Source organism: Bradyrhizobium sp. I1.14.4, from assembly GCF_050435825.1.
Lineage (GTDB): Bacteria > Pseudomonadota > Alphaproteobacteria > Rhizobiales > Xanthobacteraceae > Bradyrhizobium.
This window is the reverse complement of sequence record NZ_JBNDLA010000003.1, coordinates 61,359-84,415: the sequence shown is the minus strand read 5'-3', so window position 1 is coordinate 84,415 and position 23,057 is coordinate 61,359. Positions and strand designations below refer to the sequence as shown.

General features: G+C 63.1%; 20 protein-coding genes. 9 read left to right on the top strand and 11 right to left on the bottom strand.

The window, feature by feature from the left end; all coding sequences use genetic code 11:
* Positions 1-46: 46 nt before the first annotated feature.
* From ABIB78_RS07505 to ABIB78_RS07490, 4 genes are all read right to left on the bottom strand, one after another.
* Complete coding sequence (locus tag ABIB78_RS07505) at positions 47-982, bottom strand: ABC transporter permease (RefSeq protein ID WP_429023199.1); 936 nt, start codon at positions 980-982, stop codon at positions 47-49.
* A gap of 60 nt (positions 983-1,042) precedes the next feature.
* On the bottom strand, positions 1,043-2,632 hold the full coding sequence (locus ABIB78_RS07500) for an ABC transporter substrate-binding protein (RefSeq protein ID WP_429023196.1): 1,590 nt from the start codon (positions 2,630-2,632) through the stop codon (positions 1,043-1,045).
* Between the two features lie 364 nt (positions 2,633-2,996).
* A complete protein-coding gene (locus ABIB78_RS07495) occupies positions 2,997-3,461 on the bottom strand; it encodes a GNAT family N-acetyltransferase (RefSeq protein WP_429023193.1) in 465 nt (154 codons plus the stop codon).
* A 105-nt stretch (positions 3,462-3,566) separates the two neighbouring features.
* Positions 3,567-4,520 (bottom strand): LysR family transcriptional regulator, encoded by a 954-nt coding sequence (locus tag ABIB78_RS07490; protein WP_429023192.1) that lies wholly within the window; start codon positions 4,518-4,520, stop codon positions 3,567-3,569.
* 114 nt (positions 4,521-4,634) lie between these two features.
* Here ABIB78_RS07490 and ABIB78_RS07485 point away from each other — a divergent pair, with 114 nt between their 5' ends.
* Positions 4,635-5,615, top strand: coding sequence for a Bug family tripartite tricarboxylate transporter substrate binding protein (locus ABIB78_RS07485; protein ID WP_429023190.1), 981 nt, complete (start codon positions 4,635-4,637; stop codon positions 5,613-5,615).
* Positions 5,616-6,310: 695 nt separating this feature from the next.
* On the opposite strand, the gene ABIB78_RS07480 is transcribed toward ABIB78_RS07485, so the two are convergent.
* Both ABIB78_RS07480 and ABIB78_RS07475 read right to left on the bottom strand, forming a co-directional pair.
* A complete protein-coding gene (locus tag ABIB78_RS07480) occupies positions 6,311-7,249 on the bottom strand; it encodes a GAF domain-containing protein (protein ID WP_429023188.1) in 939 nt (312 codons plus the stop codon).
* Between the two features lie 112 nt (positions 7,250-7,361).
* Entirely contained in the window at positions 7,362-8,156 is a 795-nt protein-coding gene (locus ABIB78_RS07475) for a class II aldolase/adducin family protein (RefSeq protein ID WP_429023186.1), read from the bottom strand.
* 180 nt (positions 8,157-8,336) lie between these two features.
* Here ABIB78_RS07475 and ABIB78_RS07470 point away from each other — a divergent pair, with 180 nt between their 5' ends.
* Positions 8,337-9,833, top strand: coding sequence for a M81 family metallopeptidase (locus ABIB78_RS07470; protein ID WP_429023184.1), 1,497 nt, complete (start codon positions 8,337-8,339; stop codon positions 9,831-9,833).
* On the top strand, positions 9,830-10,840 hold the full coding sequence (locus ABIB78_RS07465; protein ID WP_429023182.1) for a glutathione S-transferase N-terminal domain-containing protein: 1,011 nt from the start codon (positions 9,830-9,832) through the stop codon (positions 10,838-10,840). The genes ABIB78_RS07470 and ABIB78_RS07465 overlap by 4 nt, the downstream gene beginning before the upstream one ends.
* Before the next feature lie 39 nt (positions 10,841-10,879).
* Here ABIB78_RS07465 and ABIB78_RS07460 read toward each other — a convergent pair whose 3' ends face one another.
* The 5 genes from ABIB78_RS07460 to ABIB78_RS07440 form a co-directional block, all read right to left on the bottom strand.
* Entirely contained in the window at positions 10,880-11,488 is a 609-nt protein-coding gene (locus ABIB78_RS07460; protein ID WP_429024030.1) for a 2-hydroxychromene-2-carboxylate isomerase, read from the bottom strand.
* 539 nt (positions 11,489-12,027) lie between these two features.
* Positions 12,028-13,938: a flavin-containing monooxygenase gene (locus ABIB78_RS07455; RefSeq protein WP_429023180.1), complete on the bottom strand. Its 1,911-nt coding sequence runs from the start codon at positions 13,936-13,938 to the stop codon at positions 12,028-12,030.
* 9 nt (positions 13,939-13,947) lie between these two features.
* Complete coding sequence (locus tag ABIB78_RS07450; RefSeq protein WP_429023178.1) at positions 13,948-14,721, bottom strand: SDR family NAD(P)-dependent oxidoreductase; 774 nt, start codon at positions 14,719-14,721, stop codon at positions 13,948-13,950.
* The gene (locus tag ABIB78_RS07445; protein WP_429023176.1) at positions 14,718-15,362 is read right to left on the bottom strand and encodes a TetR/AcrR family transcriptional regulator; all 645 of its coding nucleotides are present in this window, start codon (positions 15,360-15,362) and stop codon (positions 14,718-14,720) included. The genes ABIB78_RS07450 and ABIB78_RS07445 overlap by 4 nt, the downstream gene beginning before the upstream one ends.
* A complete protein-coding gene (locus ABIB78_RS07440) occupies positions 15,359-16,855 on the bottom strand; it encodes an AMP-binding protein (protein WP_429023173.1) in 1,497 nt (498 codons plus the stop codon). The genes ABIB78_RS07445 and ABIB78_RS07440 overlap by 4 nt, the downstream gene beginning before the upstream one ends.
* A 171-nt stretch (positions 16,856-17,026) precedes the next feature.
* Between ABIB78_RS07440 and ABIB78_RS07435 the strand changes: the two genes are divergently transcribed.
* The 6 genes from ABIB78_RS07435 to ABIB78_RS07410 all read left to right on the top strand — a co-directional run bounded on the left by ABIB78_RS07435 (position 17,027) and on the right by ABIB78_RS07410 (position 23,057).
* Complete coding sequence (locus ABIB78_RS07435) at positions 17,027-18,286, top strand: ABC transporter substrate-binding protein (RefSeq protein ID WP_429023170.1); 1,260 nt, start codon at positions 17,027-17,029, stop codon at positions 18,284-18,286.
* 94 nt (positions 18,287-18,380) lie between these two features.
* The gene (locus tag ABIB78_RS07430; RefSeq protein WP_429023167.1) at positions 18,381-19,283 is read left to right on the top strand and encodes a branched-chain amino acid ABC transporter permease; all 903 of its coding nucleotides are present in this window, start codon (positions 18,381-18,383) and stop codon (positions 19,281-19,283) included.
* A complete protein-coding gene (locus ABIB78_RS07425; protein WP_429023164.1) occupies positions 19,280-20,299 on the top strand; it encodes a branched-chain amino acid ABC transporter permease in 1,020 nt (339 codons plus the stop codon). The genes ABIB78_RS07430 and ABIB78_RS07425 overlap by 4 nt, the downstream gene beginning before the upstream one ends.
* A gap of 2 nt (positions 20,300-20,301) precedes the next feature.
* Positions 20,302-21,060: an ABC transporter ATP-binding protein gene (locus ABIB78_RS07420; RefSeq protein ID WP_429023161.1), complete on the top strand. Its 759-nt coding sequence runs from the start codon at positions 20,302-20,304 to the stop codon at positions 21,058-21,060.
* Positions 21,057-21,773: an ABC transporter ATP-binding protein gene (locus ABIB78_RS07415; RefSeq protein ID WP_429023158.1), complete on the top strand. Its 717-nt coding sequence runs from the start codon at positions 21,057-21,059 to the stop codon at positions 21,771-21,773. Before ABIB78_RS07420 ends, ABIB78_RS07415 begins: the two co-directional genes overlap by 4 nt.
* Before the next feature lie 84 nt (positions 21,774-21,857).
* Positions 21,858-23,057, top strand: coding sequence for a CaiB/BaiF CoA transferase family protein (locus ABIB78_RS07410; RefSeq protein ID WP_429023155.1), 1,200 nt, complete (start codon positions 21,858-21,860; stop codon positions 23,055-23,057).

Genomic DNA, 23,057 nt, shown 5'->3' with positions numbered 1-23,057 from the left:
GGCTGCAAGATCGATCGTGCGCAGGCGTGATGAAACCGGCCGCCGCTCATGCGTATCTGATCCTGGGATCGATCACGCCGTAGAGCATGTCAACCAATGTATTGATGGTGAGAAAGAACAGCACCACCACGAGAATAGTGCCTTGCACGGCCGGAATGTCGCGCTGCAGGACGCTGTCGACCAGCAGCGAGCCGATGCCCGGCCAGGAAAACAATTTCTCGACGACGACCGCTTGACCCATCACGACGCCGAATTGCAAGCCGATCGCCGTGAGAATGATGACGAGGGCATTGCGCATCACGTGCCACGTCACGACCCGGGTCTCGCTCATGCCCTTCGAGCGCGCTGTCCGGACAAAATCCGCGGTCATGATCTCGAGCACCGCTGCACGCGTCGTCCGTGCCAGCAGCGCCATCGGCGAAACACCGAGTGTCACGGCAGGCAGGATCAGATATTTGAGCCCGCCATCGCCATAGCCAAAACTCGGCAGCCAGCCGAGCTTCAATGCAAACAGATACATCAGCAGCAGCCCGAGCCAGAATTTGGCCATTGAAAGGCCCGACACCGCCAGCACCATCGAGATCGTATCGACGATGCTGCCCGGCCTCAGCGCGGCGACGAAACCGAGCGGTACGCCGACCGCAATCGCAAACGTCAGGGCTGCGAATATCAATTGCAGCGTTGGCCATATCCGTTTGGCAATCATGGTCGTGACCGGCTCGCGGGTCCGGAACGACGTCCCGAAATCACCTGTCGTGAGCTTCGCAATGTAGGAGCCGAAACGGATGTAAACGGGATCGTCGAGGCCGAGTTGCTTTTTCATGCGTTCCACGACCTGCGGGTCCGTCGGACCTCGGCCGTCGTCGCCCATGCTCGATACGACGCTGCCCGGAACGACGCTGAACAACACAAAGATCAACAGCACGACGGCCAGCACGGTCGGAACGGTTTGCAGGATTCGACGGACCACGAAGGAGAGCATTGGACGTTTTCCTCACTCCCTCCGTCATTTCCTGCGATGGAGGGAGAGCGATGGCACCAGTCACTTCGCCGGAGAGGTGTCGTCGACCCAAAGGTCTTCGACGTTTTGATGGGTCAGTTCGGTCGCGTCCAGCTGAATTCCCTTGAGCCAGGGCTGCACCGCCATCACCGCCTTGTTGTAATTGAAGAACCAGATCGGCGCTTCCTCATAGAGCAGCGCATTGGCCTTTTGCAGCAGCTGAACGCGCTTTGCGGCGTCGTCGGTCTGCCCGGCTTCATCGATCGTCTTGTCGAACTCCGCGTTCTTGAAGGTCGTGTAGTTGCAGGCCGATTGCGGCGTCGCCGAGTGGAAGCATTTGAGCGCTGCCTGCGGATCCGGGCCGGTCGCCTGGGAATAGATAAAGGCCTGGTAGTCGCCCTTGCGAATGACCTCTGCCAGCACCGCGGTCTCGACCTGCTTCACCTTCACCTTGATGCCCACTTTGTCCAGCATCGGGATGGCGGCTTCGACGATCGGCAAGCCCCAGCTTTCATTCTGGCTGGTCGTCCATTCGAATTCAAAGCCCGTGGGATAACCCGCATCTGCGAGCAATTGCTTCGCCTTCGCGGGATCGTAGGGGTAGGGCTTCATGGCCTTGTCGTACGCGGGCGAGGTTAGGGGCAGCCAGCTCGTGGCGCGATAGGCCTTGCCCTTGACCAGCTTGCTGATGATCAGATCAGTATCGATCGCATGGTTGATGGCCTGCCGAACCCGCTTGTCGGAGAAAGGCTTGAATGCGGGATTCATCCCCATATAGCGCGTGAAGACCTCCGCGACCTCGACGATGGTGCCCTTGAGGTTGGGGTCGGCCTGATAGGCGACATACTGCGCGGGCCCCAGCACCGAGGTGTCGATTTCCTTGTTGCGGAAGGCGACATCGCGCGCCGCGGCTTCGCCCATCAGCGATATGACGAGCTTGTCGGCGTATGGCTTGCCGGGCTTGTAGAACCGGTCCCACCGTTCCAGAACGATGCGCGATCCCGGCACGTGCTCGACAAACTTGAATGGACCAAGACCGATCGGCCTCTGGATGAAGCTCTCCTTCGCTCCCTCGTCGGCGGGATAGATCGAGGTCAACGCGGTGAAGAAATAGAAGGCGGGATCGACTTTCTCGGTCAGCTTCATTTCGAGGGTGAAGTCGTCAATCTTCTTCAAGCCGGAGATTTCCTTGGCTTGGCCCTTCTCGACCTCGGCCGCGCCCTCGATCACACGGACAAAGCGTGCGCCGGGATAGGCCTTGGTGCCGTCCATGATGCGATTGTAGGACCAGATGATGTCGTCCGCCGTCATCCTGCGGCCATTGTGGAAATAGGCGTCGTCGCGCAGCTTGAAGGTATGAATGAGACCCCCGCCCGAGACGACAACCTCCTTGGCAAGTTCCAGAACCGGCTTGCCCTCCGTTGAGTCCCAGATGTAGAGCGACCGGTGCAGAGCCTTGGCGTAGATCTCGTCCTGGGCACGCGGTGTCGTGTGAATGTCCATGCTGGTGAAGCTTGAGCCATAGGGTGCCGTCATGCGAATGGTCCCGCCCTTGCGCGGTGTCTGGGCCGCAGCCGTGGCGGCGAGTGCGAGCCCCAGACCGGCCGCGATCGCAATCAACTTGAACTTCATGTTTCCCCCAACGATGCAGGAACATTCCGATCAGCGAGTTGACCATCGGCAGCATGTCAAGCGCAAGGTCCTCATGTCGTGTCGTTGGCGACCGGCACCAAATATTTTTGTCGCCTCGATGCGAGGGGCGGCATCGTGGAAGCGCAGCGCGTGGTGCGCATCTGGTCCGGCGTGCCGTCGTCGGCACGCAACTTGTGCGGGTAAGTCGAACGGATTTCAGGTTCTGTCCTGAATTCGCGAAGGCAGGGTTCTAGCGGGAGAGCGAGGTCAGACCCAGCATCCTGATCCGCGGAACGAAGCCGATGGGTGAGTTTATCATCGGACCGCGCGTCGCGCTGACCCGTGGGCTCGACCATCCTGCGAACTACAGCAGTCCCCGATAGATGCCTGGCGCGGAGCCTTCGATGGCCACCGCGCCGACGGCCTTCGAATAGAATTCTGCTGGCCCGACGCCACCAATGATGGCGTAGCCGAACCCCTGGTGTTTCATGTCCTCAAGACAGGCGAACAGCAGGGCCTTGCCGATTCCGCTCTGCTGAGCCTTCGGCGCGACGCCGGTCGGACCGAAGAAGTTGCGACAGGCCGCGTCGTGGCAGGCGAATCCCACGATCTTCTTTTGCTGGATCGCGATGAAGCAGGAAACCGGTTGGCGGCTGAACGCCACCTCGGTTTCGCTGGCCCATGCCTCGCTGAATGTCTCCCGCACCCAAGCGACGACCCTGTGCTTTTCGGGGGCGAGCCCACGGCGCATGACAATCCCGGCCTGCTGCAATCGATCGTAGGCGGGCCGGGAATCGGGCAGGGCATAGAGCTTGACGAGCATGTCCATCCGGCGACCTTAGTTGAAAACGCGCCGCGGGCAAATCACGCGACGCGTGCGGGATTGGTGGAGCTGCGCTCCACCCATCCTGCGGACTGCAAGCAGACGAAGCGCTCAGGATGCGTTGACGGATCGAAAATTTCTCGCTGCTCGCTTGACCAACCTCAGGAAGTGTCGAACCACGGCTGACGGGTCGCCCCGGCGGGATGCGAGGTTCAGAACAGCTTTCGGTTGATTGGGTCCCTTGAGGCGCCGATACGCAACACCGTCCATGATCATTCGCTCCATGGAAGCCGGAACAGCGGAAATCCCGAGGCCGGCTGCAACGAGGCTCAGCGCCGAGGTGATGCGGGGCGCTTCCTGGCCGAGCCGTGGACTGAAGCCCGCCTTGAGGCATGCCGCAGTCGTTGCGTCATACAGCCCGGGCCCATGTTGGCGCGCATAGACGATGAAGGTTTCGCCGGCGAGATCTTTCAATGACACCGCGTCATCGCCGTCGTTCTGAGCCAGCGCATGGGCACTGGGCAAGGCCATGACCATCGGTTCCTCGAGCAAAGCCTCGACGACAACGTCCTCCGGTTCGGTCATCGGCGTTCGTAGAAAGGCAGCGTCCATCTGCTCGTTTCGGAGTCGTTGGAGGAGATCTGGGCTGAGGCACTCCTCCAGGGTCAGGCTCACCAGCGGGAAGGCCTCCCGGAACGCGCGGATGACACGCGGCACGAATGGATGAAATGGACCCGTGGGAGTGACGCCAACGCAAAGCCGGCCCTGCTCGCCTCGCGCTGAGCGTCGTGTTGACTCGATTGCTCGCTCGTTCTGCGTGAGCATCGCGCGCGCATGGTCAAGGAAGACGCGCCCGGCTTCGGTCAGTTCGACACCACGTGCCTTCCGGCGAAAGAGCTGAACGTCCAACTCGCGCTCAATTGCTTTGATCCGTTGGCTGAGCGGCGGCTGCTGCATGCCGAGGCGTTCTGCGGCTCGGGTGATATGTCCTTCTTCTGCGACCGCGATGAAATACCGGAGATGTCTAAGCTCCATTGTCATATCCAATTCGATATCATTTTTCATATATCTATATTATATCTCGTCTTTCTATGCGGTGGTAATCAAGCTCCGTTTTGGGAAACATTGCAGCCCGGTTGTCCTTTGAGGCGGCGTTTCCCGACAGTCCGGAGAGCCGTCATGAAACTTCTGCGCCGGCAATTCCTAGAGCTAACAGCGGGTGTGGCCTTCGCGCCCTTTCTCTCGGTCGCTGCGCCGGCGCAAAGCTATCCGACACGGCCGGTGCGTGTGATCGTTCCTTACGCAGCCGCCGGCCCGACAGACATACTGGCGCGCCTTACCGCACAGAAATTGTCCGAACGTCTCGGAAAACAGTTCTACGTCGAGAACATCGGAGGTGCCGGTGGCAATATCGGCATGGGGCAGGGCGCGAGAGCGGCACCCGACGGTTATACGGTGCTTGTGGTTCCGCCAAATATCGTCGTCAACCCGGCCATGTACGACACGGTACCCTACGATCCCTACAAGGACTTCGACCCGATAACGATTGCCGTCACCTCGCCCACGGTGCTCACGGTTCATCCGTCATTGGACGTCCAGACGGTCAAAGATCTCGTTGCCTTGGTCAAATCCGGTCCCGCCAAATACAGCTTCGCTTCTCCAGGGACGGGGACACCGCCACACCTCGTCGGCGAGCACTTCCGCCTCTTGCTCGGCCTCGACCTTGTACACGTGCCCTTCAACAGCGCAGGCTTGGCGGTCGCCTCGACGCTCGCCGGGCATACGCCCATCGCCTTCACCTCGCTGCCACCAGCCGTGCAGCAGATCAAGGAAGGCAAGCTGCACGCCCTGGCGGTGACGAGCAAGATGCGGTCGCAGGCACTGCCGGGGGTGCCCAGCATGGCGGAAGCCGGCTATCTTGAAGTAGCGGGGGAGGGATGGTTCGCGTTCATCGTTCCAGCCGGAACACCGAAGGAGATTGCCACGCTGCTCCATCGCGAGATCGTCAAGATCATCGCGCTGCCGGACATCACGGAGAAAATGGCGACGCTCGGCTTCGAAGCGGTCGGCAGTACGCCTGACGAGGCTGCGGCCCTGTTCAAGACGGAAGGCGCCAAGTGGGCAAGGGTCATTCGAGAGGCGGGCATCAAGGCTCAGTAATGCCGAGCTTTTGGTGTGCCGACGGTGTCGCCTCTTTGGTCCAAAGCCGACATGCTCAAATGAATCCCAGATGATCTCCCGGCAAGCAATCCGGACTTGCGGGGCGAATGAACGTAGCTTGATCTCCGAATCACACTCGATCGCACGCTGTGAAGCGCAAGGCCATATGAGCGCAGCGCCTGCGACAAATTAACCCGACGGGCAATTTTCCGCTTCGCGTTTTACCCAACTCAGATGTTCAATCTACCCGTCTCACCCGATTGAGGGGCGCTTCGCGATCGTCACGAGTGTTGCGGTGAGATGCGGTGGACGCCGATTGCGCAACTGACGAGTGCGCATGAGGCGGACGGTGAAGTCGTGTGGTCCTGACGCCCTAGTGGCCGGTGTCCTCTAGTCAAACGCGCAAGCGTTTGGCGAAGGCGGTGACAAGCAAGCCCAGTCTCGCCGGGGAGAGCACGAAGTAAGCCGTAAAACCATCGCGCAGGGAAAGCCGGCGTGTTTCCGGTTACACCTGTGGTCCTACCTCCCGTGCTTTTTTCTGCACGGGACCCATGGGTGCGATCGGCACCCGGCTTTCCCTGCGCCCTCTGTTCAAGGAGAGGGCGGAACGACATGCAAAGCTCGGACACATCGTGCCGCGAGAACGAAACATTGTGCATTCGCGGATCGCGACGCGGCGAATTCGCCTCGACCGATCAGAGATACCAGGCAAGCACCGCCTTGAGCCGGGCGTTCTCGATCACCGGCAGCGCGACCACCTGGTTCATGCCGGAGGCACGCGCCAGTGCGGCCGCAACCGATTCATCCTGCTTCAAATGTTCGGTGAGCGCGGGCATGCCGGTCGCCCATGCGCCGCCAATGCTGCCTTCGCCGCGGCGGATCGTCTTTTCCGCATAGAGCGTGGCGAGATCGGACTGCTCGCTGCAATCGCCGGAGTGGAATACGAGCGCCGACCGCTGCTCGTTCGGCACCCAGATCTCGAACCGGCGCGCGATCGGCGTCGCCTGGGCCGACAGGAATGTCACCACCCAGGTCTGGTCGCTGGTCGTGTAGGGGATGCCGACACCGCAATTGATGCCGATCTCGGATGCATCCTCCCAGCGCAGGAATCCCTTGGCATTGTGCAGATCCTTGATGATCAGCGGCATGCCGGCCTTCCAGGTCCGGCCGGGCAGGCCGAAGCCGCGCGGGAATTTGGTGTGACGGGAGTTGAACTCGAACATGTCGGCCGTGCCGTAGTAGCCGTCGACCAGCGCCATCTCGTGGGATCTGTTGGGATCGCTGTGCCAGAGCTCGATCGCGCCGACATGCCTCCTGTCGTCACCGCAGAGCAGCACCATCACCGCCATCAGGAATTCGCCGGCGAACACCGGAAGCGCGACGCCGCAGGTCAGGCCGGCTTCGAGCGCCTCGTCGGTCCGCTTGAAATAGGAGTTGGCGAATTCGGTCAGGATGACCGGATGGCCGCTCGCCCAGGCCTTGCCGGGAAGGCTCTCGTCATAGGCGAACAGGGCGTGCTCGCTGACCGCCTGGAATTCGGCGAACTCGGTGCTGCAGAGGCTGCCGCCGAATTCCAGCCGCGTCCGGGATTGATCGGGCACCCACAGTTCAACCACGCGAATGAAGGTTTTCATCGCACGCACCTGCCGTCTCGCCGACAGCTAGCATCGGCGATGTCAGAGCAAAGCGTGCGCTCAAATAGCGGGCAAGCGCCGCCCAAAGTTGATGCGAAGGCGCGATTTCGCCTCAGTCCCGGTACGAGGGGTCGGCGCGATCGAGCTTGCGGAGCAGAGCGGGCCAGGCGAGCTCACCGTTGCGCGCGGCGCGGCCGGGCTTGGGCAGCATCCGCTCATAGGTGTCTTCGAGGATCTTTTGCGGCGGATAAATCAGCTTGGTGTTGCAGGACATGGCCATTACCTGGGTCTGGCAGGCACGCTCGAGGCGGAACAGCACGTTGAAGGCGGTCGGCACGGTGCGGCCGACGACCAGGAGGCCATGGTTGCGCAGGATCATCGCCTCGTTGACGTCGAGGTCGCGGACCAGGCGTTCGCGCTCGTCGATGTTGTCGGCGATGCCTTCGAAGTCGTGATAGGCGATGCGCAGAAAGCGCATCGAGGTCTGCGCGAGCGGCAGCAGGCCGCATTCCATCGCGGAGACAGCCATGCCCGCCGGGGTGTGGGTGTGCGCGACGCAGTCCATGTCGTGCTTGGCCATGTGAATGGCGCTGTGAATGACGAAGCCGGCGACATTGACGTCGTAGTCGGTGGCGTTGAGCAGCGTGTTGCCCTCGACGTCGACCTTGATCAGGCTGGACGCGTCGATCTCCTCATACAGCATGCCGTAGGCATTGATCAGGAACTGGTCGGTTGTCCCAGGCACGCGGCAGGAGATGTGGTTCGCGATCATCTCGGTCATGCCGTACATCGCCGTGAGGCGATAGCAGGCGGCCAGATCGACGCGGGCTTGCCACTCCTCGGCGCTAACCTGCTCGCGAACGGATTTGACCACCTTGATCGCGGGCGAGCTGACGGGGGGATTCATGGCGTTCTCTCCTTGGGAAACCTCGGGGGTTGTTGGCGTGGAACATAGCAGAATCCGCGCGGCGGCAAGCTCTAGCGCGCCTGCTTATTTGCAGGTCTGGCGGGCAAAAACCGAATGCGGATTGGCGCACCGCGGGTTCGATGCCAGTATGCGGAAAACAAGCCGAGGCGCACGAAGAAAATGAGCGATCGCAAGATCCGTATCGCCGTCCTGCATTTCTCCCACGAAACCGTTTCGTTCCTGCCGAACGAGACCACGCTCGACGACTTCATCTATCCGGGCTCGCCGGCGAAGGGCGAGGCGCTGTTGCAGTTCGATCCCAAGAACTACATGGGCGGCTTCGTGCAGGTGGCTCGCGAGTTCTCCGATGTCGAGCTGGTCGGCATCGAGTCGCCGCTCTGGCCGAAGACCTACACCGGATCGGGCTGGATCACGGAGGAAGCTTATCGCACCTTCACCGGCAAGATGATCGCCGGGCTCAGGGAGGAGGGGCCGTTCGACGGCGTCTATCTGTGTCTGCATGGTGCGATGGCGGTGCGCGGCGTGCCGCGGCCGGAGGCCGATCTGGCGCGGCAGGTCCGCGAGGTGGTCGGCCGCTCCGCCTTCATTGCAGCGACCTTCGATCTTCACGGCAACGAGGACGGGGCGTTCCTCGTGCAGGCGGACATGGCGTTCGCCGTCAAATATTTCCCGCACTATGACGCGCATCTGCAGGGCGAGCGGGCGGCGCGCATGCTGGTGCGGGCGATCCGCGGCGACTACAAGCCGGCGCACAGGACCATCAAGGTTCCCGTGATCTCGCCGACCGTGCTGCAATGGACCGGCGCGCGTCCGTGGATGGATCTCGTACAGCGTGCGCTCGTCTGGGAGGCCCGCGAGGTTGACGTCTACGTCAACATCTTCTTCGGCTTCCCGTTCGCCGATGTTCCCGATGTCGGCATGACCGTGCAGGTCCTGACCAACGACAACCCAAAGCTCGCCGAGCAGGTCGCGCGCGATCTCGCCGGCACGATCTGGCGGCTGCGCGAGGCGCTGCTGCACTCGACCAGGCTGCACAGCATCGCCGAGGGCGTGGCGCTGGCAAAGCAGGCCGTCGCTGATGGCAACACGCCAGTGGTGCTCGCCGATCACAGCGACCGGTCGGGATCGGCGACCTGGCTGCTGCGCGAGATCATCGCGCAGGACCTCGCCAACACGGTGATCGCCACCATTGCGGATGGCAGGGCGACGGCAAGCCTGAAGGCGTCCGGCGCCAAGGCCGGCGATGCCTTCGACATCGAGATCGGTGGTCGTGCCGACGAGTCGGCGGGCGATCCGGTTCGCATTCAGGGCACCGTCTCGGCTGCCGTCGAGGGCTACGGGCAGTTCTGGGTCTGCGTGCGTTTCGGCCGCGACAATGTGCTGATCCTCTCCACCTATCTGGTGCAGGTCATGGATCCGTTCTCACTGAAGGCGCTGGTGCCTGATATCGGTGCATTCGACGTGATGGCGATCAAATCGCGGGTCCATTTCCGGCGCGGTTTTGATGACAATGGCTTTGCCAGGACGATCCTGCTGGTCGAGCCGGACCAGCCGTTCCTCGGCACGACGCGTCTGGACAAGCTGCCTTACAAGAATGTCGACCTCACACGGTTCTATCCCTACGGCAACCCGGCGTTTCCGGAGGCGTCGTCATGATGGAAGGCCGCTATCGCCTGATCGGTTCGACCGCGTCGCCCTATGCGATCAAGCTGCGCGCGCTGATGCGCTACCGTCGGATCCCGCACGACTGGGTGATAATGACCAAGGCGCTGCGCGAAGCGACCGCGCATCTGAAGCCGATGCTGATCCCGGTGCTGCAATACCCCGACGGCAGCTACCGCGGCGAGACCACGACGCTGGCCTATGATCTGGAAGCGCGTCACCAGGGGCGCTCGGTGATCCCCCGGGATAAGGCCGTTGCATTTGTCTGCGATCTGCTCGAGGACGTCGCCGACGAATGGGCGGTGAAGCCGCTGTTTCTCTATCGCTGGTGGGATCCGGAAGACCAGGCCTACGTCTCGCGCTGGGCCGGCGAGGAATGGTCCACCTCGGAGGCCGAGGCCGGCAGCCGCGAGGAGATCGAGGAGTTCCGGCAGCGTCAGATTTCGCGCATGGTCATTCTCGGCGCGACGGACGAGAACAGGCCGCTGCTTGAGGAGAGCTATCGGCGGATCCTCGCCGCGTTCGAGCCGCATGTCGGCATGACGAACTATCTGTTCGGCAGCCGGCCGTCGCTGGCGGATTTTGCCTGGTTCGGACAACTCAGCGAGATGGCGACCGATCCGACTCCGATGCGGATCATGCGCGAACGCGCGCCGTTCACCGATCACTGGGTACGGCGACTCGATGATGCGTCCGGTGTCGAGGGCAATTGGTATCCGCGCGAGCAGGCGCTTGGCGGGTTCGCTGAAGCGCTGCTGCGGATCGCGGGCGAACTCTATTTGCCGTTCCTTGCCGCCAATGCGGATGCATTCGCGAAAGGGTTCGAGCGGCTTCAAATCGATGTCTGGGGGCTGCCTTACGCGCTCGCGCCGTTCAAATATCAGGTCAAGTGCCTGCAGCAGTTGCACGCGAAGTTTGCCGCGCTCGATGCCGGCGATCGCGCGGCGTTGAAGCCCGTGCTGGAACGTACGGGATGCCGGGCCATCCTGAATGGGGGCTGATCGATCAGGGACGGCAAGCAGATTCGAAACAGCCAGCGCCTATGTCCGGTGCCTGCTGCCTAACGCGACCGCGATCGTCTCGGGCCGCTTGATGCGCTCGATCAGCATCTCGATGCGGTCGCCACCCCAGAACAGCTCGCCGTTGAACACCATGCTGGGGACGCCGAACACGCCGATGGCCTCGGCCTCGTCGATGATGCGATCATGCTCGGCGCGGGCCGGGCCGCAAACATATGCCTCGAACGCGTCGGCAGAACCGCCGATCGAAGCAATCACGCCTGCAATCTCCGACAGGTCGTCGATCTCCAGCTCATGGCTCCAGAACCTCTGGAACACGGTGTCATGATAAGGCCGGAACAGCCGGTGGCGCTGCGCGAACAGCATCCCGGCGCTCGAATAGAACGCGTCATAGATCCGGCGCGGGCCCTTCATGGTCAGTCCTTGCGCGTTGGCGAAACGCCGCGCATCCATGTAGGAGTAGCGCACCTTGCGCCAGAAGTGCGGCGTGCGTTGCTCGACCGTGCCCATGAATTCGGGAATGCGAAGCGTGTATGGCAGCCATTCGAGTTCGACGCCGTGGTTCTCCTCGAGTTCGAACAGCCGCTTATTGGCGACATAGGCGTAGGGGCTTTTGTAGTCGGTGTAGATTCGTACCTGCGGCTTTTCCGTCGTCGCTCCTCACCCCGTCAGCACAATTGTTCCCGATCCGGCGCGGTGGCGCAATGTGGCGTGACGAAGGGGAGATGGCAGGCAAACGAATGGGCCCCGGTGCATTCAAGCATCGCGGGGCCCTGCGACTTCGTTTTAGCGAAGGATCTCTGGTGTAGACCAGTAGTGTTTCGGGACCCAAGAGCGCTTGGCCTTTGCGCTCTCGTCCTGCGGATATGTTTCAGATTGTCGGCGGCGCACGCGGCTAGCAGCTGCTGTTCGCCTCACGTGCACCGAGACCTTGCCGCTGAGCAAGGTCGCTGGCTTGAGCCGGTGGCGTCATGCTCCTCTCCAAGGGTGGGCCGACGGACATCTGTCCGCTTTTACTGCCTGGCAGCCGATCCCATAATCGTCCGTCAATTCCTGCGACGCGAGGAGCAAGCGCTCCAGCACCCCGACAGGTGCAGTGAGCGAAATGCTGCGGCAGTTATAGCGATCTGTCAAGTTAACGAGTGTCTGAATTCAGGTCAGGTTTCCTGTCACGCCTTGGTCTGTCGATATTGCTTGAAGTCCGGATCGTGCGTCATTTTCCAGTAGTCGACGAACCGCCACGGCATCGCCGAAAACACCCGGCCGTGGCTGTTGCGGTAGTAGGTCGTCATGCCCGGATGTGTCCAGATCAGTTGCTCATGCTCGGCATCGACGTCGCAGACGTATGCGTCATGCGCATCGGGACTCACGTCGATCGCGGCGATATCGTTCTCGATCATCTCGACAAGACAGGCAGAGATGTAGCGGCTCTGGCATTCCGACTGGAAGATCACGCTGCCGCCATGCGCAGGGCCGGAGTTGGGGCCGAGCATCAGAAACAGGTTGGGGAAATCAGGCACCGTGAGACCGAGATACGCCGTCGGATTGTCGTTGCGCCACGCCTGCCGGAGGTTCTTGCCGTCACGCCCGGTAATGTTGAGCCGCGCTGCCATCTCGGAGACCTTGAAGCCGGTCGAGATCACGACGATGTCGTGCTGCCGCGACTTGCCGTCGGCCGTGACGATTCCTTCCGCAGCGAAATGGTCGATCGTGTCGGTGACCAGCTCGACATTCGGCCTGGTCAACGTCTTGAACCAGTTGTTGTCGAGCAGGATGCGCTTGCCGTAGGGCGGGTAGGTCGGCATGCACTTCTCGATCAGGTCGGGGCGATCCTTCAGCTCGGCGAGGATGAAGTCGGCCAGCTCCTGGCGGTGCCGGTCGTTGCCCTTGTTGACGGCGCGGTCCGGATGCGGCCAGGCCGGATCCTTGCGCAGAAACGGCAGCAGCCCGTCGCCGTAACGCCAGAACATGTTGAAGCGATACCACTGCACATAGAACGGCAGATGGGCGAGCAGCCACTGCGCGCCCTCGGTGATCGGATCGGAATAGCCCTTCACCGGCCGCGCCCACTGTGCGGTGCGCTGGTAGACGGTCACCGAAGCGACACGGTCGGCGATCGACGGCACCAGTTGCATCGCGGTCGCGCCGGTGCCGATCACGGCGACATGCTTGCCGTCGAGCTTGATGTCGTCGGACCACAGCGCCGAATGAACCTTCAGGCCGGTGAATTCCTCGTCTCCCTTGAACGAGGCGGGCAGGGGATCATTGAGCTGGCCGATCGCGCTGACCAGCGCGGTGGACTCGAAGGTCTCTTCGCCGTTCGCGGTCTTCAGCGTCGAGATCCAGTGGCGTTTGCCTTCGTCCCAGCGCGAGGCGACAAGTTCGGTGCTGAGGCGGACGTGCCTGCGGATGTCGTATTCGCGCACGACATTGAGCAGATAGTCCAGCAATTCCTGGCGTTGAGCGAAATGGCGCGTCCACGGATTGCGGGCGCCGAACGAGAAGGAATAGGAATGGTTCGGCGTGTCGACGCCGCAGCCGGGATAGCGGTTGACGTACCAGGTGCCGCCGATCTCGTCCTGCTTCTCGACGATCGTGTAGGGAATGCCGAGCCGCCCGAGTGCGACGCCAAGCGCGATTGCGCAGACACCGGCACCGACGATCAGCACATGCTGCTGCGCCAGTCGTTCGTTGGAGGGGCGTTCGCGCCAGTGCGCATCGCGCGGGACGAACCCCATCTCCTCCCGCATCAGCGGGGCATATTCCGGCGCGACATTCTCGCCGAGCGTCGCGCGCATCATCCGCAGCATCTGCTCATTGCCGGGATCAGTGATGACGGGCTTCGGCGTCCCGTTCGCGAACAGGTTCAGCACGGCGGCGCGGATCTCGTCCTGGATCTCCTTCGGCACGCCGGCGTCCGGATCGGGGATCAGGCGGACGTCGCGCTTCGGCTTGTAGGGCGGCTCCAGCCACTTCTCGTCGCCTGTCATGTGCACCAGCACCATCAGCAGCACCCGGATGTCGCCCTCGGCAATGGCGGAGGACAGATCGAGGTGCTTACGCGAAAGCTCGATATTCATGCATCGTCCTCAGCTGCGTGGTGCTTCCGGCAGACCGCCATAGGCGGCCCAGGTGGTGCCCACGATGTAGCCGGCATCGACCGGCAGGTTGATGCCGGTCACGCCGCTGCTCTGCGGCGAGAGCAGCCAGGCGATCGCCTGCGCCACCTCGATCGACTCGACCAACCGGTTCATGGCGGTCGGGCGCGCCAGCAGGTCCTTGTTCAGGACGCCCGACGCGATGCCGGCCTCGAGCGCGGCCGTGCGGGTGAAGCCGGGCGACACCGCGTTGACGCGAACGCCGGAACGTCCCCATTCGGCGGCGAGCGTCTGCGTGATCTGGATGACGCCGGCCTTCGCCGCGGTATAGGCGTGGATCGGACCCGACGTCATGCCGGCGACCGAGGCGACGTTGACGATCGCGCCATGCCGCCGCTGCGCCATTCCGATGCCGACGCTGCGCGCGACCAGGAAGGTACCGCGCAGGTCGATATTGACCTCGCGGTCCCATTGCTCCATCCGCACCCGGTCGATCGTGTGCATCTTGCCGAACACGCCGGCCGCGTTGACGAGGCCGGTGATCGGGCCGTGCGCCTTCTCGATATCGGCGATGCCGGCGACGACGGCGCTTTCGCTTGCGACGTCGAACGGCGCCGGCCACAGGATGGCGGCTGTTCCCACCAATGGCTCGGGCGCGATGTCGACGATGACGACACGATGGCCCTGATCGGCAAGCAGCGTCGCGGTCGCCGCGCCGATGCCGCGACTGCCGCCGGTGACGAGAATGCTGCCGTCAGCGCTCATGACTTTCTTCCCTTGTCGCTGGTGGTGAACAGGCCGCGGGTGACCAGCTTCTGGTAAGCCGAGATCACATAGTCGGGCACGGCGGTGACGCCGCGCTCGGAATAGGAATAGCGGCGGCTGAGATAGCCGCGCGCGCCCATTAGCACCTGGACGATGGCCTCGAACTCCTCGTCGCTGAACGTGTTGGTGGCGCCGGCAGCCCGCGCACGCTGGAGGATCCGGACATAGGCGCTCGAGATGTTGTCAAAATGCTTCTGGTAGCCGATCGGCGCGAAGAACTCGGCCTCGTTGAGGATGCGCAGGAACTCCGGCACTTCGCGGATGAAATCGAAGAACGCGCTGAAGCGCTCGACCTCTTGCCGGGCCTCGCTCGCAGTGCCGGTGCGCGCATGGATGAAGCGGACCATGTCGAGGCCGATCTTCGGCAGCAGCTGGTCGAGCAACTCCTGGCGGTTCTCGAAGTGATTGTAGAAGGTGCCTTGCGCGACGCCGGCGGCTTCGGTGATGCGGGCGACGGAGGCTTCGGCGTAGCCGTATTTGCCGACGACCTTGGTCGCGGCGTCGAAGATCTTCTGCTTGGTCCAAGCGTTGCGCTCGACCCGGTTGAGCTTGGTGACCTTGGCGGATGTCGCTTGTGTCATGCGGTGGCCTCGAGTTCGGCGCGGAGCACGCGTTTGAGCACCTTGCCGGATGGATTGCGCGGTAGGCTGTCGCGGATGATCAACTGCCGCGGCACCTTGAAGCCGGCGAGCCTTGTTCGGCAGAAATCGGTGAGATCGGGCAGGTCGAGCTTCGCGTCGTCGGTCAGCACCACGACGGCCACCGGCTTCTCGCCCCAGCGGTCGTCCGGCAGGCCGATCACCGCGACCTCGCGCACCCCGGGGATTTCGTAGATGACGCGCTCGACCTCGGACGAGGCGACGTTCTCGCCGCCGGAGATGATCATGTCCTTCTTGCGATCGGTCAGATAGAGGAAGCCATCGTCGTCGAGATAGCCGACGTCGCCGGTGCGGAACCAGTCGCCGAAGAAGGCGGATGCCGTCTTCTCCGGATCGTTCCAGTAGCCCTGCGTGATCTTCGGGCCGCGCAGGCAGATCTCGCCATTCTGGCCGGCGGGCAGGCGCTTGCCGGCATCGTCGCGGATCTCGATCTCGACATGGGCGATGGCGCGGCCGGTCGAGCCGATCTTCTCGATCTCGCGGCCCGCGTCCATGAAGGTATCGCCGCCGCAGCTTTCGGTGAGGCCGTAGGCATCGATGTAGCGCGCATTCTTGAAATGGTCCGAGAAGGCGCGGATGCGCACTTCCGGCGTCTTCTCGCCGCCGCCGATCGCCCATTTCAGGCTGGAGACGTCGTAGCGTTCGCGGTTCGGGCAGGTGAGGAGGGCCGTGGTCATCACAGGCGCAAACCACGCCGCGTTCAGTCTCTCCCGCTCGATTGCGGCCAGCGCCGGCTCGGGTTCGAAGGTGCGGTGAATGCACAGCATGCCGCCATGCCAGAGCACGGCGATGCCGGGCAGATCGAGCGCGCCGACATGATAGAGCGGGCCGACGACGAGTAGCCGCGTGTCGGCGTTGAGCCCGAGCACCAGCGTCTGGTCGGCGGATTTCCAGTAGATGTTCTCGTAAGTGAGCATCACGCCCTTGGGACGATCCGTCGTGCCCGAGGTGTACATCAGCCGCATCAGGTCGCGCGGCTGGCGCACATGGATCGGCGCCGGCGCGATGTCGGGCGCAAGGCTGGTGATGCTGGACTGTGCGACTTCACCCAGCAACACCACAGGCGCGCCACCGGTTGCGATCGCGGCAAACTCCTCGTCAGCGACCAGCAGCCGCGCGCCAGAATTGCCGACGATGTAGCCGACCTCGTCTCCCGACAGGCGATAGTTGATCGGCAGGAAGACCGCGCCGATATGGCTCGTCGCGAACACCAGTTCGAGAAAGGCCGCGCTGTTCTTCATCAGGACGGCGACGACATCGCCGGGCGCAATACCGCGTGCCGCGAGCCAGCCGCCGACCTGGCGGATTCGCAGATCAAATTCGGCGTAGGAAATGTCCTCGCCGCGATATTTCAGCGCACAGCGGTCCGGAGTCCGCCTGGCGTGAAATGCGATGAAGCTGGAAAGATTGATCATTTGTCGCTCGTCGGGCCGATTCCGGCACCGGTTCTCTCCCTAGATGAATTATGAGTCGTAATTCATCTTTGGCTTGACGTCACCCCCCTTGCTCTGAAAACATCGCGGTCATGGAGACGGAACGATCTCCGCAAGGGATTTTGGGAACGCGAACCCGACAGGGAGGGGAATATGACGAGGACCCGGAAACCGGGCATCAGCCGGCGCTCGACGCTTGCGCTGATGGGCGCTGGTGCGGTGACCTTTGCTGCACCATGGGTGGCGCGCGCACAGGCCAAGACCATCAAGATCGGCATGCCGACCATTCTGTCGGGTCGCGTCGCGCAGCTCGGCACGTCCTCGCGCAACGCGGTGTTGCTGGAAGTCGAGAAGGTCAATGCCGCCGGCGGACTTGCCGGGCGGCAGATCGAGATGGTGATCCGCGACTCCAAGGGGCAGCCGCAGGAAGCCGCGCGGATCGCGCGTGAGCTCGTCAACACCGATGGTTGCGAGATGCTGCTCGACGGCGAGGCGTCGTCGGGATCGTTCGCGGTTCACGAGGTGGCGCGCGATCTCGGCGTGCTCTGCATCCATACCTGCTCGGAAGCGTCGTCGCTGACGGCCGATCCCAAGCAGCATATCCCGAACGCCTTCCGTTGCGTCCGGCAGGGCATTCATGATTCGATCGTCGGCGCCGGCTACGCGGCAGGGATCGCCAAGGCCAAGGGCCTCAAGAAATGGGCGACCTGTTCGCCGGATTATGCCTATGGCCGCGACACCACCGGCGAGTTCGTACTGTACCTGAAGAAGTTCGCGCCTGATGTCGAGATCATCAGCGAGTCATGGCCAAAACTGTTCCAGCCCGATTACACCGAGGTGGTGACCAAGATCCTGCAGGCCAAGCCGCAGGCGCTGTATTCCTGCCTGTGGGGCGGTGATCTCACCTCCTACATCGACCAGGCCAACATTTATGCGATGTTTACCCAGATGGAGGTGTTCGCGGTCAACATGGCCGACTACACCGCGCTCACGGTGGTGAAGAACCTGCCCAAGGGCATCCACTCCGGCGATCGCTATATCAAGACATTCCCGCCGACGCCGGAGAATGCGGCCTGGGGCGATGCCTACAAGGCGAAGTATAACGAGTATCCGACCAACTGGTCCTGGCAGAACGCAACCGCGGTGATGTTCCTCAGCGAGGCCGTCAAGAAAGCGAACTCGACCGACGGCAAGAAGGTCGCGGAAGCCCTCACCGGGCTGACCATCAAGTGCCCGTTCGGTGCGGACGGCACCGTCACCATGCGCGCCGACGACCACACGCTGGTCGGCTACGCGATCGGCTGGGGTACCACGATCCCGCAGGAGCCCTACGTTCCTGACGTGAAGGCCGGAGACTGGAAGACCATCTTCGAGCTCGAAGCCGAGTGGAAGAAGAGCAAGGGCTACACCTGATCCGCATGCGAGGCGGAGGCAGCATGCTGACTCCGCCTTTCATCTGATGTTTGTCGCGCGCCGGCGTTGCGGCCCGCCGTAATGGATGATTTTCGTGGACCTCGACGCGCTCGCCAGTTGCCTCGCCAGCCCTGCCTGTCTGGTGACGCAGACCACCAGCGGCCTGATCATCGGCATGCTGCTGTTTCTCGTCGCCGTCGGGCTGACCTTGATCTTCGGCGTGCTCAAGGTCGTCAATTTCAGTCACGGCGCCTTCTATATGTTCGGCGCCTATTTCGCGATGACGGCCTACCAGCTCACCGGAAGCTTTGCGCTGGCGATGCTGAGCGGTGCCGTCGGCACCGCGCTCCTCGGCCTGATCTTCGAGCGCGCCTTCATGAGCCGGGTCTACGGCCGGGACGTCCTGATGCAGCTCCTGGTCTGCTACGCCTTCGTGCTGATCTTCGACGACGTCGTCCGCATGATCTGGGGGCCCGAATTCAGGTCGATGGGCATGCCGGCCGCGTTCCAGGTTCCGCCGTTGTTCATCGCCGGCGGCGTGGTGCCGCCATACTATCTGCTGCTGATTGGCGTGGCGCTCATCGCTGCCGTCGTTCTCGGGCTGGGGCTGGCACGCTCCCGGATCGGCAAGGTGATCCGTGCGGCCGCGCATAATCCCGGGATGGTCTCGGCGCTCGGCATCAACACCGGGCTGATCTATGGCGGCGTGTTCGCGCTGGGCGGCATGCTTGCGGGGCTGGCGGGCGCGCTTGCCGCGCCGGTGCGTTCGCTGACGCCGGGCATGGGTTTCTCGGTGCTGATCGAGTCCTTCATCGTCACCGTGATCGGCGGCATGGGTTCGATCCTTGGTGCGCTGATCGGTGCGCTGCTGATCGGCCTGATCCGCTCGTTCGGATCGCTCGGCTTCCCGCTGTTCACCGAGGGGCTGATGTATCTCTTCATGGTGATCGTGCTGGTGTCGCGGCCGACCGGCCTGTTCGGCAAGGAGGTCGCATGACCGAGTTGCAGGCCGGGCAGGGCGCGCAGCCCCTTGAGGTTCCCCGGATCGACGCCAGGCCGCAGCGCTATCGCGATGTGCTGATCGCGCTCGTGGCGTTTGTCCTGCTCGCACTGCTGCCGATGATTTTCGGCAGCAAGCAGCTGCTCGACTTCGTGATCCGCTGTGCCGCTTACGGGTTGTTCGCTACGTCGCTCAACCTTCTGGTCGGCTACACCGGACTGATCTCGTTCGGCCACGGCATGTTCTTCGGCCTCGGCGCCTATGGCTTCGGCCTCACGATGCAGAAGACCGGCGTACCGATCCCGGTGGCCTTCGTCGCCACGCTGGCGATGACGCTGGTGGTTGCCATCGTCATCGGCGCGATCTGCGTGCGGCTGAAGGAAATCTACTTCGCCTTCGTCACTCTGGCGTTCCAGATGCTGATCCACTCGACCATCCTGTCGTGGCAATCGCTGACCGGCGGCGACCAGGGCCTGCGCGGCGGCATTCCTCGGCCGCCGTTTCTCGGCATTGATCTGTCGAACCATCTGCATCTCTACATCACAAGCTGCGCGCTGCTGGTGATCGGGCTGCTGCTGATGCGCCAGATCGCGCAGTCGCCGTTCGGCTACACGCTGCGCATGATCCGCGACAACGCCACGCGGGCGAGCTTCATCGGCATCGATGTCTGGCGCGCCAAGCTCACGATCTTTGTGTTGGCGGCGCTGTTCGCTGCGACCGGCGGCATGATCATGGCGCTGTTCGTCTCCGGCGCCTATCCCGAATTCGCCTATTGGACGATTTCGGGCGAGGGCATCTTCATCAACATGCTCGGCGGCGTGACCACTTTCCTCGGGCCGATGGTCGGCACCGTGTTGCTGCTGATCCTCAACGATACTGTCACGCGACTGACCGAGTATCACGGCATCGTGCTCGGCATCGTGATCCTGTTCTTTGCCATCGGCTTGCGAAAGGGCCTGATGGACTTTGTCGTCGAATGGTTCGGCCAGCGACGTGGCGAAGGGCGAGGTTAGCCATGCTGGAAATTCGCGGGCTCTCGAAATCATTTGGCGGCGTCAAGGCGACCGACAACGTCTCGCTCGACTTTGCCGGCGGTTCGCTCACCGCCGTGATCGGTCCCAACGGCGCCGGCAAGAGCACGTTCTTCAATTTGATCACGGGCGCACTGCGGCCTGACGCCGGGCAGATCCTGCTCAATGGCGTCGACATGGCGGGCAAGACCCCGCCGGAGATCGTACGTCACGGCATCGGCCGCGCCTTCCAGGTCGCGAGCATCTTCCCGGCGCTCACGGTCGAGGAGACGATGCTGGCAGCGGTCTGTGCCGATCAGCGCCGCGCTGGCGTGCTGCATCGCCGCTTTCCATTGGCCGAGACGCGCGACCGCGCCGAGCATGCGATGGAGTTGCTCGGCCTCGCCGGCAAGCGCAACAGGACCGCGGCGACGCTGTCGCATGGCGACCAGAAGCTGCTCGACATCGCGCTCGCGCTGGTGCTCGATCCCAAGGTGCTGCTGCTGGACGAGCCGACCGCCGGCATGGGCACGGAAGAACGCTGGCGCATGATCGACAAGGTGCGCGAACTCTGGGAGAAGCAGAGGATCACCGTCGTGTTCATCGAGCACGACATGGATATCGTGTTCAAGATCGCGCCTGAGATCGTCGTGCTGTGCTACGGGCGAATTCTCGCAACCGGCACGCCGGATGCAATCCGCAGGAATGATGCCGTGATCGAGGCTTATCTAGGTAGCGACGACCACGCGGGAGTGGTGGCATGAGCGCGCAGCCGGTGGTGCAGGTCGAGGACCTCGACGTCTATTGCGGCACCAGCCAGATCCTGTTCGGCGTCGGCCTCTCGGTGCGGCAGGGCGAGACCATGGCGCTGCTGGGCCGCAACGGCGCCGGCAAATCGACCACCATGAAGGCCATCATGGGGCTGGCGCCGGCGCGCCGCGGCAAGGTGAGCCTGCGCGGCCGGGTGGTGTCCGGAATGAAGCCGCATCGCATCGCGCGGGCCGGGCTCGGCTTCGTGCCGGAGGACCGCCAGATCTTTCCCGAGCACACTGTCGAAGACAATCTCGTTATCGGCCAGAAGAAGGGGCCCGGCGGCGAGGATGAATGGTCGATCCGTCGCGTCTATGACGTGTTCCCGCTGCTGGAGCCGCTGCGGCACCGGATCGCCGGAAGGCTGTCCGGCGGCGAGCAGCAGATGCTGGCGATCGCCCGCACGCTGATGGGCAATCCGGTGCTGTTGCTGCTGGACGAGCCGAGCGAGGGGCTGGCGCCGATTATCGTGCAGCGCATCGGCGAGTTGCTGCGGCAGCTCCGCGGCACCGGTGCCACAGTATTGATCGCCGAGCAGAACATGCATTTTTGCCTTGGCCTTGCGAGCCACGCGACGGTTATCGACAAGGGACAGATCGTCTACACATCCTCCATCGAAGAGCTGAAGGCCAACGACAACATCCGACAGCGCTACCTGGCGCTGTAGGGCATGATCCAGAAAAGTGTGCAGCAGTTTTGCGGTCGGATTGTGCCCAAAGGATAGGGCTCTTCGACAGCTGTGGGAGGACAAATGGCGGGCAAGCTGACGCCGACGCACGAGGCGCCGTATCGGGGGCTGAAGGTGCTCGATTTCGGGCAGGGGATCGCCTCGCCCTATTGCGCGATGCTGCTCGGGGTCTATGGCGCCGACGTCATCAAGGTTGAGCCGCCCGAAGGCGACTGGTCGCGCTATCTTGGTACGACCTACGGCAATCATACGACCCTGTCGGCGGTCTACAACCGCGGCAAGCGCAGCCTATGCCTCGACATGAAGCACAAGGACGGGATCGCGATCGCGCAGCGGCTGGCCAGCGAAGCCGACGTCCTCATTGAAGGCTTTCGCCCGGGTGTCGCGGAGCGGCTCGGGCTTGGGTACGAGAGCCTTTCGCGCGACAATCCCGGTCTGGTCTACCTGTCGGTCAGCGGCTTCGGGCAGAGCGGACCCTTTGCCAAGCGGCCCGGCTCGGATTCGGTCGCGCAGGCATTCTCGGGGTTGGTCTCGGTCAATGTCGGCACCGATGGCGTGCCGCACCGGGTCGGCACCACGATCTCCGACGTCGTCACCGGCGTGTACGCATTCCAGGCCATTGCCACCACCCTGTTCGCACGTACGACCGTTGGTACCGGACGCTGGATCGACGTCAATCTTTGCCAATCGACGTCGGCGCTGCTTGGGCACAAGGTCGCGGAGTTCATCCTCGAGGGCGGCGCGCCGCGCGCGCTGAACGTGCCGGCCGGCACCTACCAGACGCAGGACGGCTGGATGATGGTGACGCTGGTGAACGAGCCGCAATACAAGCGTCTCTGCGCCGCAATCGGCCGTGAGGATCTCGCCGGCGATCCGCGCTTCGCCGACTTCGCCCGGCGCGCCGATGCAGCCGACACGCTGATTCCGCAATTGCGCGAGGTGTTCCTGGCGCAGCCGACGGAGGCGTGGCTGACGCGGCTGCACGCCGCCGATATCATCGCCGAGCGGATCCTCACTCCCGGCGAATGGCTGCGCAACGCCCATGTCGAGGCGACCAGGGCGTCGGTGTGCCAGGATACGCCCGGCGTCGGCGCGGTCTACTCGCCGCGGACGCCGGGCATTGCGAGCCTGTCCGAGGATCGCCTCCGCCCCGCGCCGGACGTTGGACAGGATAGCCGCGCTGTGCTGACAGAGGCCGGCTTTAGTTCCGCCGAGATCGACGGCCTGCTGCTCTCGGGCGCCGTGCGGCAAGCCAACAGATAA

Bases quoted from the DNA above. Each gene is read 5' to 3' on its own strand.
- ABIB78_RS07410 (WP_429023155.1), top strand. From the start codon at position 21,858: ATGGCGGGCAAGCTGACGCCGACGCACGAGGCGCCGTATCGGGGGCTG.
- ABIB78_RS07485 (WP_429023190.1), top strand. From the start codon at position 4,635: ATGAAACTTCTGCGCCGGCAATTCCTAGAGCTAACAGCGGGTGTGGCC.
- ABIB78_RS07500 (WP_429023196.1), bottom strand. From the start codon at position 2,632: ATGAAGTTCAAGTTGATTGCGATCGCGGCCGGTCTGGGGCTCGCACTC.
- ABIB78_RS07435 (WP_429023170.1), top strand. From the start codon at position 17,027: ATGACGAGGACCCGGAAACCGGGCATCAGCCGGCGCTCGACGCTTGCG.
- ABIB78_RS07490 (WP_429023192.1), bottom strand. From the start codon at position 4,520: ATGAAAAATGATATCGAATTGGATATGACAATGGAGCTTAGACATCTC.
- ABIB78_RS07465 (WP_429023182.1), top strand. From the start codon at position 9,830: ATGATGGAAGGCCGCTATCGCCTGATCGGTTCGACCGCGTCGCCCTAT.
- ABIB78_RS07445 (WP_429023176.1), bottom strand. From the start codon at position 15,362: ATGACACAAGCGACATCCGCCAAGGTCACCAAGCTCAACCGGGTCGAG.
- ABIB78_RS07475 (WP_429023186.1), bottom strand. From the start codon at position 8,156: ATGAATCCCCCCGTCAGCTCGCCCGCGATCAAGGTGGTCAAATCCGTT.
- ABIB78_RS07495 (WP_429023193.1), bottom strand. From the start codon at position 3,461: ATGGACATGCTCGTCAAGCTCTATGCCCTGCCCGATTCCCGGCCCGCC.
- ABIB78_RS07505 (WP_429023199.1), bottom strand. From the start codon at position 982: ATGCTCTCCTTCGTGGTCCGTCGAATCCTGCAAACCGTTCCGACCGTG.
- ABIB78_RS07420 (WP_429023161.1), top strand. From the start codon at position 20,302: ATGCTGGAAATTCGCGGGCTCTCGAAATCATTTGGCGGCGTCAAGGCG.
- ABIB78_RS07425 (WP_429023164.1), top strand. From the start codon at position 19,280: ATGACCGAGTTGCAGGCCGGGCAGGGCGCGCAGCCCCTTGAGGTTCCC.
- ABIB78_RS07470 (WP_429023184.1), top strand. From the start codon at position 8,337: ATGAGCGATCGCAAGATCCGTATCGCCGTCCTGCATTTCTCCCACGAA.
- ABIB78_RS07450 (WP_429023178.1), bottom strand. From the start codon at position 14,721: ATGAGCGCTGACGGCAGCATTCTCGTCACCGGCGGCAGTCGCGGCATC.
- ABIB78_RS07480 (WP_429023188.1), bottom strand. From the start codon at position 7,249: ATGAAAACCTTCATTCGCGTGGTTGAACTGTGGGTGCCCGATCAATCC.
- ABIB78_RS07440 (WP_429023173.1), bottom strand. From the start codon at position 16,855: ATGATCAATCTTTCCAGCTTCATCGCATTTCACGCCAGGCGGACTCCG.
- ABIB78_RS07455 (WP_429023180.1), bottom strand. From the start codon at position 13,938: ATGAATATCGAGCTTTCGCGTAAGCACCTCGATCTGTCCTCCGCCATT.
- ABIB78_RS07415 (WP_429023158.1), top strand. From the start codon at position 21,057: ATGAGCGCGCAGCCGGTGGTGCAGGTCGAGGACCTCGACGTCTATTGC.